The following is a 13,156-nucleotide window of genomic DNA, read 5'->3' as shown; positions in this document are numbered from 1 at the left end:
GCCGCCGTCCTGACCGCGAACGGAAATTAACTGACAGTTATATTGCCCCTTGGCGGCCCGACCGCTAAGGGGCTTTGCTTTCCGGGCGACCTGTCGCGTCGCTCGTCCCAGGGGAAGCAGCATATGAGCGGGGCAGTCACGGTCGGCATCATCATGGGGTCGCGGTCCGATTGGGACACGATGCGCCATGCCGCCGAAACGCTCGAAGCGCTGGGCGTGCCGCACGAATGCAAGGTGGTGTCGGCCCACCGCACCCCGCAGCGCCTCTATGACTATGCCACCGGCGCGGTGGGCCGCGGCTTGAAGGTCATCATCGCCGGGGCTGGCGGGGCGGCGCATCTGCCCGGCATGACCGCGTCGATGACCCGCCTGCCGGTGCTGGGCGTGCCGGTCGAATCCAAGGCGCTGAAGGGCATGGATTCGCTGCTGTCCATCGTCCAGATGCCCGGCGGCATCCCCGTCGCCACGCTGGCGATCGGCAAGCCCGGCGCAATCAATGCGGGACTGCTCGCGGCATCTATCCTGGCAACGACCGACGATGTGCTGGCCGACCGGCTGGACGCCTGGCGTGCGCGCCAGACCGAGGCCGTGGCCGAAACCGTCGAGGATTGAAGGCAGGATCATGACGACCATCGCGCCCGGCGCCACCATCGGCATTCTCGGCGGCGGCCAGCTCGGCCGGATGATCGCCACCGCAGCGGCGCAACTGGGCTATCGCACCCATATCTACGCGCCCGAAGACAGCGGCCCGGCCGCCGACGTGTCGCCCAACTGGACGAGCGGCGCCTATGAGGACCCGCAAGCACTGGGCGATTTTGCCGACAGCGTCGATGTCGTCACCTATGAGTTCGAGAATATCGATCCCGCCGCGGTCGAGGTGCTGTCCACCCATGGGCTGGTCCGCCCCGGCGCGCAGGCGCTGCGTGTGGCGCAGGACCGGCTGGCGGAGAAGCGCTTCGTTTGCGACCTGGGCGGGCTGACCGCGCCCTTTGCGCCGGTCGAGAGCCTGGACGATCTGGAAAGCGCGATCGAGCAGGTCGGCAGCCGCGCGATCCTGAAGACCAACCGGATGGGCTATGATGGCAAGGGGCAGGCGCGCCTGTCCGAGCCGGGGGATGCGGTGGGCGCGTGGAACGCGATCGGACGGCAGAGCGCGATATTGGAAGGGTTCGTGACCTTCGACCAGGAATTTTCGGTGATCCTGGTGCGCGGCCATGACGGCGCGGTGCGATTTTGGGATTCGGCGGCCAATGTCCATGTCGATGGCATATTGGCGACCTCGACCGTGCCCGCGGGCGCGTTGATCGCGGGGCAGATGGCGCAGGCGCGCGGCATGGCGCAGAAGATCGCCGACGCGCTGGGCTATGTCGGCGTGCTGACCTGCGAATTTTTCGCCAGCGCCGATGGGCCGGTGTTCAACGAAATGGCGCCGCGCGTGCATAATAGCGGCCACTGGACGATCGAGGGCGCGGTGACGAGCCAGTTCGAGAACCATGTCCGCGCCATTTGCGGCCTGCCGCTGGGCGACACGGCGCTGGCCGCGCGGGGCGTGGCGATGCGCAACCTGATCGGCGACGATGTCGACGACTGGCAGGCCATCCTGTCCGACCCGGCGAACCACCTGCACCTCTATGGCAAGCATGAGGCGCGGCCGGGTCGGAAGATGGGGCATGTGACACGGTTGACGCTGTGAGCGCCGAAATCGTCCTCGTCCTCGCCCGCGCCGACAATGGCGTGATCGGCAAGGATGGCGACCTGCCCTGGCGCCTGCCCGCCGACCTCAGGCATTTCAAGGCGGTGACGCTCGGCCATCCGATGGTGATGGGACGCAAGACGTTCGACAGCCTGCCCGGCCTGCTGCCCGGTCGTCGTCATATCGTGCTGACGCGCGATCGCAACTGGCGCGGGGAGGGGGCGGAAGCCGCCCATGACGTCGAAAGCGCGATCGCCCTGGCCGATGCGCCGGTGGTGATGGTGATCGGCGGGGCGGAAATCTATCGGTTGTTCCTGGGCCAAGCCGACCGGATCGAACTGACCGAGGTGCATCTGGAGGCGGCGGGTGACGCGAGCATCGCCTATCCCGATCCGGCGGACTGGCGCGAAACGGCGCGGGCGGACCATGAGGCGCTGGATGGGCGGCCGGCCTATAGTTTCGTGACGTTGGTGCGGACGCATTGATCGTCGCGATCCGTTTGCGCAGCGCCCTTCGACGTCGCTCGGGGCGAACGGATGACAGGGCAAGCATCCTGATTGCCACGTTCGTCACGCCCCCCTATAGGCCGCGGCATGGAGCGGCTTAGCAGCAGCGCCCCGATCCCTGCGCATCTGCGCGGGAGCATCATGGCGCTCGGCAATTTCGACGGGTTTCACGCGGGCCATCAGGCGGTGGTCGCGCGGGCGATCGCGCGTGCGCGCGCCGAAGGGCGACCGGCGATCGTCGCCACCTTCGATCCGCATCCGGTGCGGCTGTTCCGGCCCGAAACGCCGTGGTTCCGCCTGACGACGCTGGACCAGCGGCAGGCACTGTTCGCCGCGGCGGGGGCCGACGCGATGCTGGTGTTCGCCTTCAACCCCGCCATGGCGGCGATGCGGGCGGATGAGTTTGCGGCCTTCCTGGTGCAGGAAATGGGTGCGGCCGGTGTGGTGACGGGGCAGGATTTCACCTTCGGCAAGGCGAAAGGCGGCACCGTCGCCACGCTGGCCGAACTGGGCGCGGCGCTGGGCATGGCGGCGGAAGCGGTGCCGGCCGTGACCGATAGCGGCGGCGAGATCATTTCCTCCAGCCGTATCCGCGATGCGCTCAAGGCCGGCGATTGCACCACCGCGACGCGGCTGCTGACGCGGCCCTTCACCATTCAGGGGGTGGTGCAGCATGGCGACAAGCTGGGCCGGACCATCGGTTTTCCGACCGCCAATATCGACATGGGCCATTATCTGCGGCCGGCCTATGGCATTTATGCGGTGCGCGGGCTGTTGGCTGACGGGCGGGTGCTGGATGGCGCGGCGAACCTGGGTATCCGTCCCAGCTTCGATCCGCCCAAGGAATTGCTGGAGCCGCATTTCTTCGATTTCGCCGAAAGCCTCTACGACCAGATCATTGAGGTGCAGTTGATCCACTATCTGCATCCCGAGTTGAAATATGACGGGCTGGACGCGCTGATGGCGGGGATCGCGAAGGACTGCGTGGACGCGCGGCAAATCCTTGCGGGAACGCCCCGGCTCGCTTAATGCCGCGCAGTTATTCCTAAACCCGTTCGCGGCGCGAGCGGATGTTTGTAGATACCGGACACCCATGACCGACGCACCTGATTATAAGTCCACCGTCTTCCTGCCCGTCACCGACTTCCCGATGAAGGCCGGCCTGGCCCAGAAGGAGCCGGCGATCGCCGCCAAGTGGGAGGCGATGGACCTCTATGGCAAGCTGCGCGAGAAGCGCGCCGGCCGCGAAGGCTTCATCCTGCATGATGGCCCGCCCTACGCCAATGGCGACATCCATATGGGCCATGCGATGAACAAGGTGCTCAAGGACATCATCGTCCGCAGCCAGTCGTTGCTGGGCAAGGATGCGCCCTATGTTCCCGGCTGGGACTGCCACGGCCTGCCGATCGAATGGAAGATCGAAGAGGAATATCGCAAGAAGAAGCTGAACAAGGATGAGGTGCCCGCCGCCGAATTCCGCGCCCAGTGCCGCGCCTATGCCGACAAATGGGTGGACGTGCAGAAGGACCAGTTCAAGCGTCTGGGCGTGATGGGTGACTGGGCCGATCCTTATCTGACCATGAAGTTCGACGCCGAAGCCACCATCGTGGGCGAATTGCTGAAGTTCGCGGAAAGCGGCCAGCTCTATCGCGGCGCCAAGCCCGTCATGTGGTCCCCGGTCGAAAAGACCGCGCTGGCCGAGGCGGAAGTGGAATATGAAGATGTCACCTCGACCCAGATCGACGTGGCGTTCGAGATCGTCGAAGCGCCCAATGCGCCCGAACTGGTCGGCGCGCATGCGGTGATCTGGACGACGACGCCCTGGACGATCCCTGTCAATCAGGCGATCGCTTACGGGGAAGAGATCGATTATGTAGCTATGCAAGCTGGTGGCCGTGTTATTCTCACGGCGGCAGAACTTTGGAATGATTTTGCCGGACGCGCCGGTTCAACACCGTGGTTGTCGGAAGGTTCGGGTTGGACTGTTGTCTGGGCTGGCAAAGGCACCGACCTCGCCGGCGCCATCGCCCGGCACCCGATGCACGCGCTGGGCGGCTTCTTTGCCAAGCCGCGTCCGCTGCTGCCGGCCGATCATGTCACGACCGACGCGGGCACCGGCCTCGTCCATATGGCGCCCGATCATGGCGAGGAGGATTTCCTCGCCTGCAAGAAACTGGGCATCGATCCGGTCTTTGCGGTCAATGATGCGGGCTTCTATCGCGACGACTGGGACTGGCTGGCCGGACAGGGCAGCGTCATCAACACCAAGTTCAATGGTCCCGAAGGCCCGATCTGCACCGATCTGCGCGCGGCCGGCGCGCTGCTGAGCGCGAGCGACTTCCGCCACAGCTATCCGCATAGCTGGCGGTCGAAGGCGCGCATCATCTATCGCTGCACTCCGCAATGGTTCATCCCGATGGACAAGCCGCAGGAAGGCGCGGTGGTCGATGTCGAGGGCGGCGTGATGCCGACTCCGGTTATCAGCGGCAACGGCCCGACGCTGCGCGAAATCGCGCTCGACGCGATCGAGCAGACTCGCTGGGTGCCCGAGCGGTCGACCAACCGCATTCGTTCGATGGTGGAAGGGCGCCCCGACTGGGTCATCAGCCGCCAGCGCGCCTGGGGCGTGCCGATCGCCCTCTATGTCCATCGCAAGAGTGGGCAATATCTGGTTGATCCCGCGGTCAATGCCCGCATCATCGAAGCCTTCAAGGGTGCCGGGGCTGACGCATGGTTCGGCGCGGATCATCAGGCGCTGCTCGGCCCGGACTATGACCTCAACGACTATGAGGTCGTGAACGACATTCTGGACGTCTGGTTCGACAGCGGCTCCACGCACAGTTTCGTGGTCGAGGGCCGCTATGGCGAAGGCGTGCGCGCCGACCTGTATATCGAGGGTTCGGACCAGCATCGCGGCTGGTTCCAGTCCTCGCTGCTGGAAAGCTGCGGCACGCGCGGCCGCGCGCCCTATGGCGCGGTGCTGACCCATGGCTTCGCACTGGACGGCACCGGCAAGAAAATGTCCAAGTCGCTGGGCAATGTGGTCGATCCGCTCAAGATCATGAGCGAGAGCGGCGCGGACATTTTGCGCGTCTGGGTCGCCAGCACCGACTATTTCGATGACGTCCGCATCGGCAAGGAAGTGCTGGCCGGCTCGTCCGACGCCTACCGCAAATTGCGCAATACATTCCGCTACATGCTGGGCGCTCTTTCCGACTATGATGAAGAGACGGAAGCAGTGTCCTACGCGGAAATGCCGGAGCTGGAGCGCTATATGCTCCACCGTCTGGCGCAGCTCGACGCGGAACTGCGCGCCGTGGTGGACAAGGCGGCGAAGAGCGAGAACTGGCTGGAATTCAGCCGCTACACCCGCGCCATCTTCGATTTCGCGAACAGCGACCTCAGCGCCTTCTTCTTCGATATCCGCAAGGATTGCCTCTATTGCGATGCGAAGTCGGACCCCAAGCGGCGCGCCTATCGCACGCTGCTCGACACGCTGTTCCATGCGCTGGTGCGCTATGTGGCGCCGATCATCCCCTTCACGGCGGAAGAAGTGTGGCAGAGCCGCTTCCCCAATGAGGAAGAGAGCGTCCATTTCCTGGAATGGCCCGAGATCGACCATCACTGGATCAACCAGCATCTCGACGACAAATGGACCGAATTGCGCAGCCAGCGCGAACAGGTGAATGAGGCGATCGAGCCCTTCCGCCGCGAGAAAATCATACGGTCCAGCCTGGAGGCTGACGTCACCATGGGGGAATTGCTGCCCAGCGACGGTGTCGACTTCGCCGAAGTGGCGATCGTCGCGCGCGTGACCATGGGTGTGGGCGACGGCATCGTCGTCACGCCCAGCGAATGGCACAAATGCGGCCGCTGCTGGCGCAAGCTGCCCGAAGTCACCGAGGACGGCAGATTGTGCGACCGCTGCGACGAGGTGCTGAAGGCATGAGCGCCATCAACCACCGTCCGCTGGGCCTGACCGTCGCGATCGTGACGCTCGCGCTCGACCAGCTCATCAAATATAGCGTCACCTATCCGCTGGCGCTCAAGAGCAGGCTGGACGGGATCGATATCCTGCCGATCTTCCGCTTGCGCTGGCTGGAAAATCGCGGCGTCTCGATGGGCTTCTTCCACGCCGACACGGACGTCATGCGCTGGGCGCTGGTCGGCATGACGATGCTGATCGCCGGTTTCGTGGGCGTGTGGATGTGGCGTGAAAAGGCGCGGCAGGATGTCGCGGCGCTGGGTCTGGTGCTGGGCGGGGCGATCGGCAATATCGTCGATCGGATGCGGCTGGGCTATGTCGTCGATTATGCCGACCTGCATTTCGGCGAGTGGCGGCCTTTCCTGATTTTCAACCTGGCGGACGCCGCCATCACGATCGGCGTGTTGATCCTGCTTGCGCGGGCGTTGCTGCTGCGCGACAAGAGCGCAAAGACGGAGACTTTGAAGTAATGCGTAAACTGATCCTCGCTGCCGGCCTTGTGTCCACCCTGTCCGCCTGCGGCGGCGGCGGTGGCCTGTTCAACCGCCAGCGCCCCGATGAATTCGCCGTCTCGCGCCAGGCACCCCTGATCATTCCGCCCGACTTCGCGCTGGTGCCGCCTGCGCCGGGCACGCCGGCCGCCGCGTCGGTCGATTCGAGCAAGGCCGCGATGGACGCGATGTTCGGCGGTCCCGCCGCGCGTAGCGCCGGCGAAGGCGCCACGCTCAACGCCGCGGGGCGCGCCAACGCCGCATCGGGCATCCGTTCGTCGGTGGGCGATCCCGGCACCGAAGTCGTGGACAAGGGGGCCACCACCCGCGACATCATCGCCGCGCCCGAAGGCGACGGCCAGGAAGCGCGCGCCGCGACGCCGCAGCCTTAAGGACGACCTTTGGACAAGTTTGGGTCGGCAGGCGACAGGGGTGATTCCTGTCGCCTGCCGCGCTAGAGCGCGCGGCGTTTAATCGGACGCAAGTCGCACGCTCTAAGTTTTTGTTGTCGCATCGTTTCAAGCAGAAAAGCGGTTCCCACTTTTCCGCACGATGCTTTAGCTGGCCTCGACAAAAGCCTTGAGCCGGGCGAGGGGGCCGTCCCATTGGGCATTGACCTCGTCCAGCCACGACCGGGCGGCTTCGATCGCCTCCCGATGCAGCGCATAATGGACTTCGCGTCCGCTCTTGCGACGATGCACCAGCCCCGCGCCGTGCAGCACGTCCAGATGCTTGGCGACCGCCTGCCGGCTGATCGCCAGCCCTTCGCCCATTTGCACGATCGATCGTTCGCCGCCGTCGCTGAGGCGGCCGACCATGCCCAGCCGGGTCGCGTCGCCCAGCGCGGCGAACAATTGCGCCGGTTCAGCCTTCGACATAGCGTCTGATATTCTGCACCTGCTCCGCCCAGCCGCCGTCGTTGGAGCGCAGGACGCTGGCGCGGCGCGGTTCGGGGACATGATCGAACCCGCTCTCGGTGACGGTCAGCCTTGTGCCGCCGGCGGTCGGCTCCAGCCGAAACTCGACCAGCGTCCATTCGGGCACGCCGTTCCGGATCGCATCCTCGTCACCGCCGGTGGCGGGCCATTCGAAGGCGAGGCGGGTCATCGGCTCGATCGCGACGGTGCGCGATTGCCAGGGGAAATGTTCGTAGCCGGGATAGGTCATGTGGCCGGTCGAGCCTTGCCCGACGGCGAAGGGCTGGTCGAGCGCGACCAGGAACCAGGCACCGAATTTTTCATGATCGATAAGCGCGTCCCACACCTTGGTGATGGGCGCGGCGATGTCGATGGTCTTGATGATATGGTCGGGCATATAGGCAACCTCCTGATTGCCTATATGATCCGATTTTCCGTTACAGGCAACCCTATGGTTGCTGGTCAGGCCCGCGCTTCCGTGCCCACGCTGTTGTGGCGCAGCGCAGTGAGGACCGTATCGACGATCGCGTCGGCATCCAGCCGGGCGTCCGCATATTGTTTTTCGGGCTTGTCCTGGTCCTGGAAAATGTCGGGCAGGCGCATGGTGCGCAGCTTGAGGCCATTGTCGATCAGGCCCAGATCGCTGGCCAGCGTCAGGACATGCGCGCCCAGACCGCCGATCGCGCCTTCCTCGATGGTCACAGCGACTTCGTGGCTGGTCAGCAGCTTGCGGATCAGCGCTTCGTCCAGCGGCTTGGCGAAGCGCAGGTCGGCGACAGTGGTGGACAGGCCCTTGGCCTCCAGCGCTTCGGCGGCCTTGAGTGCTTCTTCGAGGCGGGTGCCGAGCGAGAGGATGGCGACCTGCCGCCCTTCGCGGACCAGACGGCCCTTGCCGATTTCAAGCCGTTCGGGAATTTCCGGCATGGCGACGCCAGTGCCGTTGCCGCGCGGATAGCGCAGCGCGATCGGGCCGCTATCATGCATGGCGCAGGTATGGACCATATGAACCAGTTCGGCTTCGTCCGCCGCGGCCATCACCACCATGTTGGGCAGGGTCGCAAGATAGGTGACGTCGAAACTGCCCGCATGGGTCGAGCCGTCGGCACCGACCAGGCCGGCGCGGTCGATGGCGAAGCGGACGGGCAGGTTCTGGATCGCGACGTCATGCACGACCTGATCGTAGGCGCGTTGCAGGAAGGTCGAATAGATGGCGCAGAAGGGGCGCATCCCTTCGGCCGCGAGGCCCGCAGCGAAGGTGACGGCATGTTGTTCGGCGATACCGACGTCGAAGCTGCGGTCAGGGAAGGCCAGTTCGAACTTGTCGAGGCCGGTGCCCGACGGCATCGCCGCGGTGATGGCGCAGACCTTGGGATCGCGCTGCGCTTCGGCGATGAGCGCCTGGGCGAAGACATTGGTGTAGCTGGGCGGTCCGGGCGGGGCCTTCGCTTGCGTGCCGGTGACGATGTCGAACTTCTGGACACCATGATATTTGTCGGCCGCTGCTTCGGCCGGGCCATAGCCCTTGCCCTTCTGCGTGACGACATGGACGAGGCACGGCCCTTCGGCCGCGTCGCGGACATTTTCCAGCACCGGAATCAACTGGTCGAGATTATGGCCGTCGACCGGGCCGACATAATAGAAGCCCAGTTCCTCGAACAAAGTGCCGCCCATCGCCATGCCGCGGGCGAACTCGTCCGTTTTGCGCGCGGCATTGTGTAGCGGGCGGGGCAGTTTGCGGGCGAGGCGCTTGGCGATGTCGCGCAGGCCGAGAAATTCGCGGCTGGAGACGAGGCGGGCGAGATAGGCGGACAGGCCGCCGACCGGGGGCGCAATCGACATGTCGTTATCGTTGAGGATGACGACCAGGCGATTGCCGGCCGCGCGGGCGTTGTTCATCGCCTCATAGGCCATGCCCGCCGACATGGCGCCGTCGCCGATGACGGCGATGCCCTTGCCGGGGCGATCCTGCATCTTGTTGGCAACGGCGAAGCCCAGCGCAGCGCTGATCGAGGTGGAACTGTGCGCCGCGCCGAAGGGGTCATAATCGGATTCGGCGCGCTTGGTGAAACCGGACAGGCCGCCGCCCATGCGCAGGGTGCGGATGCGGTCGCGCCGGCCGGTCAGGATCTTGTGCGGATAGCATTGGTGGCCGACGTCCCACACCAGCTTGTCCTGGGGGGTATCGAACACATAATGGATCGCGGTGGTCAGTTCCACCACGCCGAGGCCCGAGCCGAGATGGCCGCCGGTCACGCCGACGGCGGAGATGACCTCCTGCCGCAGTTCGTTTGCCAACTGGCGAAGCTGGTCGGGCTTGAGGGCGCGCAGGTCCGACGGCCAGACGACCTGGTCGAGGAGCGGGGTTTCCGGGCGATCATTCATCAAAGACATAGGCTCCCGAGGCCCAAAGGCCGTTCCGGATCAAAGCAAGGCCCGCTAGGCCGTTCCGGGCGGCAGCGCAACGCTCCATCAGGCCGCACATTTCGCACAGGTGCCCAATATCTCGATCACCGGCCGTTCGGCATGGAAGCCTTCATGCGCGGCGAGCGCGCGCACGTCGCCGGTCACCTTGTCGTCATCGACATGGGTCGCCTGCTTGCAGGTGCGGCAGACCAGGAAGATGCAGTCATGGTGGCAGCCGGGATGGGCGTTGGCGATATAGGCGTTGGCGCTTTCGACGCGCATCGCGATGTTGTTGGTCACGAACAGGTCGAGGATGCGATAGACGCTGTTGGGCGCGACCCGCTTGCCGCGCGCCTTCGACACCGTATCCGCTATGTCATAGGCCGAGGCCGGACGCTCTTCAGCCGCCAGCGCATCGAAAATGGCGGCGCGCATCGGCGTCCATTGTTCGTCCTGCGCCTCCAGCGTCAGGCGCGCGGCGTCGGCGAGCTTGGTGCCGGTCGGTTCGTGATGGTGATGATGGTCGGCCATGGCGTTCAATCTAGGCTTGCGGAGGATCGGGGGCAAGGGCGCGCGATGGTGTCAGCGCTGCCCGAAGGACCATGCGGCCCAGAGCCAGCCCGCGATCATCAACGTGCCGCCGACCGGCGTGACCGCGCCCAGCCATTTGGGGCCGCCCAGCGCCATGGTATAGAGGGTGAGCGCGAAGATCGCCGCGCCCGCCAGCATCAGCGCCGCCGCGCCGCGGGCAACGCCGGTGACAGCGATCGCGGCGACCGCGTGGATCAGCTGGTAGAGGCCGCCAGTGCGCAGCCATTCCGCTGCCTTGGGATCAGTGACGCCGTGGGCGCCGAAGGCGCCAGCCCCTATCGCCAGTGCCGCCGACAGGCAGGCCAGTATCGCGATCATGCCTTTTCTCCATCCCCTCTGCTGAGCAGCCGCATGGACTTGCCGGGGCGATACATCAAGTCCTTGGCCGCGAGCAGATTGCCATGTTCGATCTGGAGCGCCATGCGATCGGCGTCATTCTGGCGATATTGGCGCTCGACTTCTTCGACCTCCTCGTCCGGCACGCCCAGGGACTGCATCGCCTGCACACCCATGCAGATAGCCGATTCATAGACTTCGCGGACGATGCCGGCGAGGTCCATGTCCTGCAATTCCAGCAATTGCCGCCGGTCGAAGGCGCGAACCATCAGCGCCGCCTGGGGGAAGGCCTGGGCGATCGGCTGGAGCGCGCGCGAATCGAGCGAGGGGTCGTCGATGCAGAAGGCGATGAGGCGCGCTTCGTCCGCGCCGGCGCGGTGTAGCAGATCCATGCGGGTGCCGTCGCCATAATAGACCTTCATGTCGAAGCGGCTCGATACCTCGATCTGGGCCGGCTTCTTGTCGATCAGGGTGACGGCGAAACCATGGCCCATCAGCATTTGCGCTACGGTCTGGCCGAAGCGGCCATAGCCCACGATGATGGCCGAGCCGCGCGGCGCATCGTCCGGCCCCGGCAGGTCGTGGTCCCTGGGCTTGGCGAACTCGAAGCGACGGGCGAAGAGCATCAGGAAAGGCGTCGTCGCCATGGAGAAGGTGACGATGGCGGCGAACAGGCTGGCGGCTTCCGGTGCGATCAGCAGCGCATTCTGCGCCTGGGTGAAGAGGACGAAGCCGAATTCGCCGCCCTGGCTGAGCAGCAGGCCCGCGCCCAGCGCCGGACGCCATTCCATGCCGAACAGACGGGCGAGGCCGGTGATGATCGCCGCCTTGGTCGCGACCAGGACGACCGCCATGGACAGGACGAACAGCGGGTTGGCGGCCACGGCACGCAGGTCCAGCACCATGCCGACGGCAAGGAAGAAGAGGCCGAGCAGGATCGAGCGGAATGGCTCGACGTCGGATTCGATTTCATGCCGGTAGGGCGAATCGGCGAGCATGACGCCCGCGACGAAAGCGCCCAGCGCGGTCGAGAGGTGCAGGCTGTGCATCAGGGCGGCGGCGGCGAGCACGGTGAAGAGGCCGACGACGACGAACATCTCGCGCTCGCCCATGCGGCCGACCAGGCCCAGTAGCGGGCGCAGGATGAAGCGACCGGCCAGCACGAGGCCGGCGATGGCGGCGACGGTATAGCCCGCCATCATCCAGCCCGGCGGCCCCCCGGCATCGGCAGGATTGCGGGACAGGGCGGCGACGATGGTGATGAGCGGGACGATCGAGAGATCCTGGAACAGCAGGATCGAGAAGACCTTCTCGCCGAAGGGGGAGTTGATGCGGCCGCTGGACTTCAGGCCCGGCAGCACCTGCGCGGTCGAGGAGAGAGCGAGCGGCAGGCCGAGCGCGATCGCCGCCCCCCAACTAAAGCCGGTGGAATAGAAGATGATCGCGGTGAGGATGCAGCCGCACAGCACGACCTGCGCGAGACCGAGCGCGAAGATGTCGCGTTTGAGGCGCCAGAGCCGGGCGGGATGGAGTTCGAGGCCGACGAGGAACAGCAGCAGGACTATGCCGATTTCAGCGATGGCGAGTTTCAATTCGCCGCCGCCGACAAGGCCCAGACCCTGCGGCCCGACCAAAGCGCCCGCGACTAAATAGCCCAGCACCGCGCCGAGGCCGAAGCGGCGGAACAGCATCACGAACAGCACGGCGGCGCCGAGCAGGATGACGCCTTCGGACAGGAGAATGTCGGTGGCGCTGACGGCCTGCTGCGCTTCCATCAGGCGTCGGCCTGTCTGGCGGCTTCGGCGATCGCTTCGAAGCCGAGGCGGATCGAGGCATGGCGGGCGGGATAGCCGCGCGCGGGGGCCAGCACGGAAAGGCCGGGCCAGAAGTCGAGATCGTCGCTGTCGCCCGACAGATAGGCGGCGAGCCTGTCGCGGGCGTCGGCCAGTTCCTGCGCCGTCAAGCCGATGGCGTGGCCGGCCATCAGCGCGGCGGACGCCTGGCCGAGCGCGCAGGCTTTCACATTGAGGCCCATGTCGGCGAGGCGGCCGTCGGCCATCCGCACGTCGGCCGTCACGCGCGACCCGCAGGTGGGGGATCGCTTCTCGACGCTGGCCTGTGCGTCCGGCAGCCGCTGGTGGTGCGGGATGTCGGCGGCGAGCCGCAATATGTCCTTGTTATACAGGGGAGCGTTGGGAGGGGCGTTCATGCCGACCCATGTAGGGCAGGAGCGG

The 13,156-nt window shown here is 65.8% G+C and carries 14 protein-coding genes; 7 read left to right on the top strand and 7 right to left on the bottom strand.

What is annotated here, in order from left to right:
* The first annotated feature begins 123 nt into the window (after positions 1–123).
* From purE to ABT375_RS06210, 7 genes are all read left to right on the top strand, one after another.
* Complete coding sequence (gene purE / locus ABT375_RS06240) at positions 124–612, top strand: 5-(carboxyamino)imidazole ribonucleotide mutase (RefSeq protein WP_224550736.1); 489 nt, start codon at positions 124–126, stop codon at positions 610–612.
* Positions 613–622: 10 nt separating this feature from the next.
* Positions 623–1,693, top strand: coding sequence for a 5-(carboxyamino)imidazole ribonucleotide synthase (locus ABT375_RS06235; RefSeq protein WP_416464488.1), 1,071 nt, complete (start codon positions 623–625; stop codon positions 1,691–1,693).
* Positions 1,690–2,178: a dihydrofolate reductase gene (locus ABT375_RS06230; RefSeq protein ID WP_416464487.1), complete on the top strand. Its 489-nt coding sequence runs from the start codon at positions 1,690–1,692 to the stop codon at positions 2,176–2,178. Before ABT375_RS06235 ends, ABT375_RS06230 begins: the two co-directional genes overlap by 4 nt.
* A 108-nt stretch (positions 2,179–2,286) precedes the next feature.
* A complete protein-coding gene (locus ABT375_RS06225) occupies positions 2,287–3,228 on the top strand; it encodes a bifunctional riboflavin kinase/FAD synthetase (protein ID WP_416464486.1) in 942 nt (313 codons plus the stop codon).
* Between the two features lie 64 nt (positions 3,229–3,292).
* The gene (gene ileS, locus ABT375_RS06220) at positions 3,293–6,148 is read left to right on the top strand and encodes an isoleucine--tRNA ligase (protein WP_416464485.1); all 2,856 of its coding nucleotides are present in this window, start codon (positions 3,293–3,295) and stop codon (positions 6,146–6,148) included.
* Positions 6,145–6,654, top strand: a complete 510-nt coding sequence (lspA, locus tag ABT375_RS06215) for a signal peptidase II (RefSeq protein WP_416464484.1) — start codon at positions 6,145–6,147, stop codon at positions 6,652–6,654. The genes ileS and lspA overlap by 4 nt, the downstream gene beginning before the upstream one ends.
* On the top strand, positions 6,654–7,067 hold the full coding sequence (locus tag ABT375_RS06210; protein ID WP_416464483.1) for a DUF3035 domain-containing protein: 414 nt from the start codon (positions 6,654–6,656) through the stop codon (positions 7,065–7,067). Before lspA ends, ABT375_RS06210 begins: the two co-directional genes overlap by 1 nt.
* A 165-nt stretch (positions 7,068–7,232) precedes the next feature.
* Here the strand turns inward: ABT375_RS06210 and ABT375_RS06205 are convergent, their stop codons facing one another.
* The 7 genes from ABT375_RS06205 to ABT375_RS06175 all read right to left on the bottom strand — a co-directional run bounded on the left by ABT375_RS06205 (position 7,233) and on the right by ABT375_RS06175 (position 13,131).
* Positions 7,233–7,553: an ArsR/SmtB family transcription factor gene (locus ABT375_RS06205; protein WP_261936642.1), complete on the bottom strand. Its 321-nt coding sequence runs from the start codon at positions 7,551–7,553 to the stop codon at positions 7,233–7,235.
* Positions 7,540–7,989 carry an SRPBCC family protein gene (locus ABT375_RS06200; RefSeq protein WP_416464482.1) on the bottom strand — a complete coding sequence of 150 codons (450 nt, stop codon included), beginning with the start codon at positions 7,987–7,989 and terminating at the stop codon, positions 7,540–7,542. The genes ABT375_RS06205 and ABT375_RS06200 overlap by 14 nt, the downstream gene beginning before the upstream one ends.
* Before the next feature lie 65 nt (positions 7,990–8,054).
* Positions 8,055–9,974, bottom strand: coding sequence for a 1-deoxy-D-xylulose-5-phosphate synthase (gene dxs / locus ABT375_RS06195; RefSeq protein WP_416464481.1), 1,920 nt, complete (start codon positions 9,972–9,974; stop codon positions 8,055–8,057).
* A gap of 87 nt (positions 9,975–10,061) precedes the next feature.
* Entirely contained in the window at positions 10,062–10,526 is a 465-nt protein-coding gene (locus ABT375_RS06190; RefSeq protein WP_416464480.1) for a Fur family transcriptional regulator, read from the bottom strand.
* A gap of 51 nt (positions 10,527–10,577) precedes the next feature.
* Positions 10,578–10,904 carry a DUF423 domain-containing protein gene (locus ABT375_RS06185; RefSeq protein WP_416464479.1) on the bottom strand — a complete coding sequence of 109 codons (327 nt, stop codon included), beginning with the start codon at positions 10,902–10,904 and terminating at the stop codon, positions 10,578–10,580.
* Positions 10,901–12,697, bottom strand: a complete 1,797-nt coding sequence (locus ABT375_RS06180) for a cation:proton antiporter (protein WP_416464478.1) — start codon at positions 12,695–12,697, stop codon at positions 10,901–10,903. The genes ABT375_RS06185 and ABT375_RS06180 overlap by 4 nt, the downstream gene beginning before the upstream one ends.
* Positions 12,697–13,131, bottom strand: a complete 435-nt coding sequence (locus ABT375_RS06175; protein WP_416464477.1) for an iron-sulfur cluster assembly scaffold protein — start codon at positions 13,129–13,131, stop codon at positions 12,697–12,699. Before ABT375_RS06175 ends, ABT375_RS06180 begins: the two co-directional genes overlap by 1 nt.
* Positions 13,132–13,156 lie beyond the last annotated feature (25 nt).

The organism is Sphingomonas sp. VDB2, assembly GCF_047946695.1.
In the GTDB taxonomy this organism is placed as follows: Bacteria; Pseudomonadota; Alphaproteobacteria; order Sphingomonadales; family Sphingomonadaceae; genus Sphingobium; species Sphingobium bisphenolicum.
This window is presented reverse-complemented; position numbering and strand designations above follow the sequence as displayed.

Excerpts from the sequence above, each read along its gene's own strand:
- purE (WP_224550736.1), top strand. The coding sequence starts at position 124 with ATGAGCGGGGCAGTCACGGTCGGCATCATCATGGGGTCGCGGTCCGAT.
- ABT375_RS06235 (WP_416464488.1), top strand. The coding sequence starts at position 623 with ATGACGACCATCGCGCCCGGCGCCACCATCGGCATTCTCGGCGGCGGC.
- ABT375_RS06225 (WP_416464486.1), top strand. The coding sequence starts at position 2,287 with ATGGAGCGGCTTAGCAGCAGCGCCCCGATCCCTGCGCATCTGCGCGGG.
- ileS (WP_416464485.1), top strand. The coding sequence starts at position 3,293 with ATGACCGACGCACCTGATTATAAGTCCACCGTCTTCCTGCCCGTCACC.
- lspA (WP_416464484.1), top strand. The coding sequence starts at position 6,145 with ATGAGCGCCATCAACCACCGTCCGCTGGGCCTGACCGTCGCGATCGTG.
- ABT375_RS06210 (WP_416464483.1), top strand. The coding sequence starts at position 6,654 with ATGCGTAAACTGATCCTCGCTGCCGGCCTTGTGTCCACCCTGTCCGCC.
- ABT375_RS06205 (WP_261936642.1), bottom strand. The coding sequence starts at position 7,553 with ATGTCGAAGGCTGAACCGGCGCAATTGTTCGCCGCGCTGGGCGACGCG.
- ABT375_RS06200 (WP_416464482.1), bottom strand. The coding sequence starts at position 7,989 with ATGCCCGACCATATCATCAAGACCATCGACATCGCCGCGCCCATCACC.
- dxs (WP_416464481.1), bottom strand. The coding sequence starts at position 9,974 with ATGAATGATCGCCCGGAAACCCCGCTCCTCGACCAGGTCGTCTGGCCG.
- ABT375_RS06190 (WP_416464480.1), bottom strand. The coding sequence starts at position 10,526 with ATGGCCGACCATCATCACCATCACGAACCGACCGGCACCAAGCTCGCC.
- ABT375_RS06185 (WP_416464479.1), bottom strand. The coding sequence starts at position 10,904 with ATGATCGCGATACTGGCCTGCCTGTCGGCGGCACTGGCGATAGGGGCT.
- ABT375_RS06180 (WP_416464478.1), bottom strand. The coding sequence starts at position 12,697 with ATGGAAGCGCAGCAGGCCGTCAGCGCCACCGACATTCTCCTGTCCGAA.
- ABT375_RS06175 (WP_416464477.1), bottom strand. The coding sequence starts at position 13,131 with ATGAACGCCCCTCCCAACGCTCCCCTGTATAACAAGGACATATTGCGG.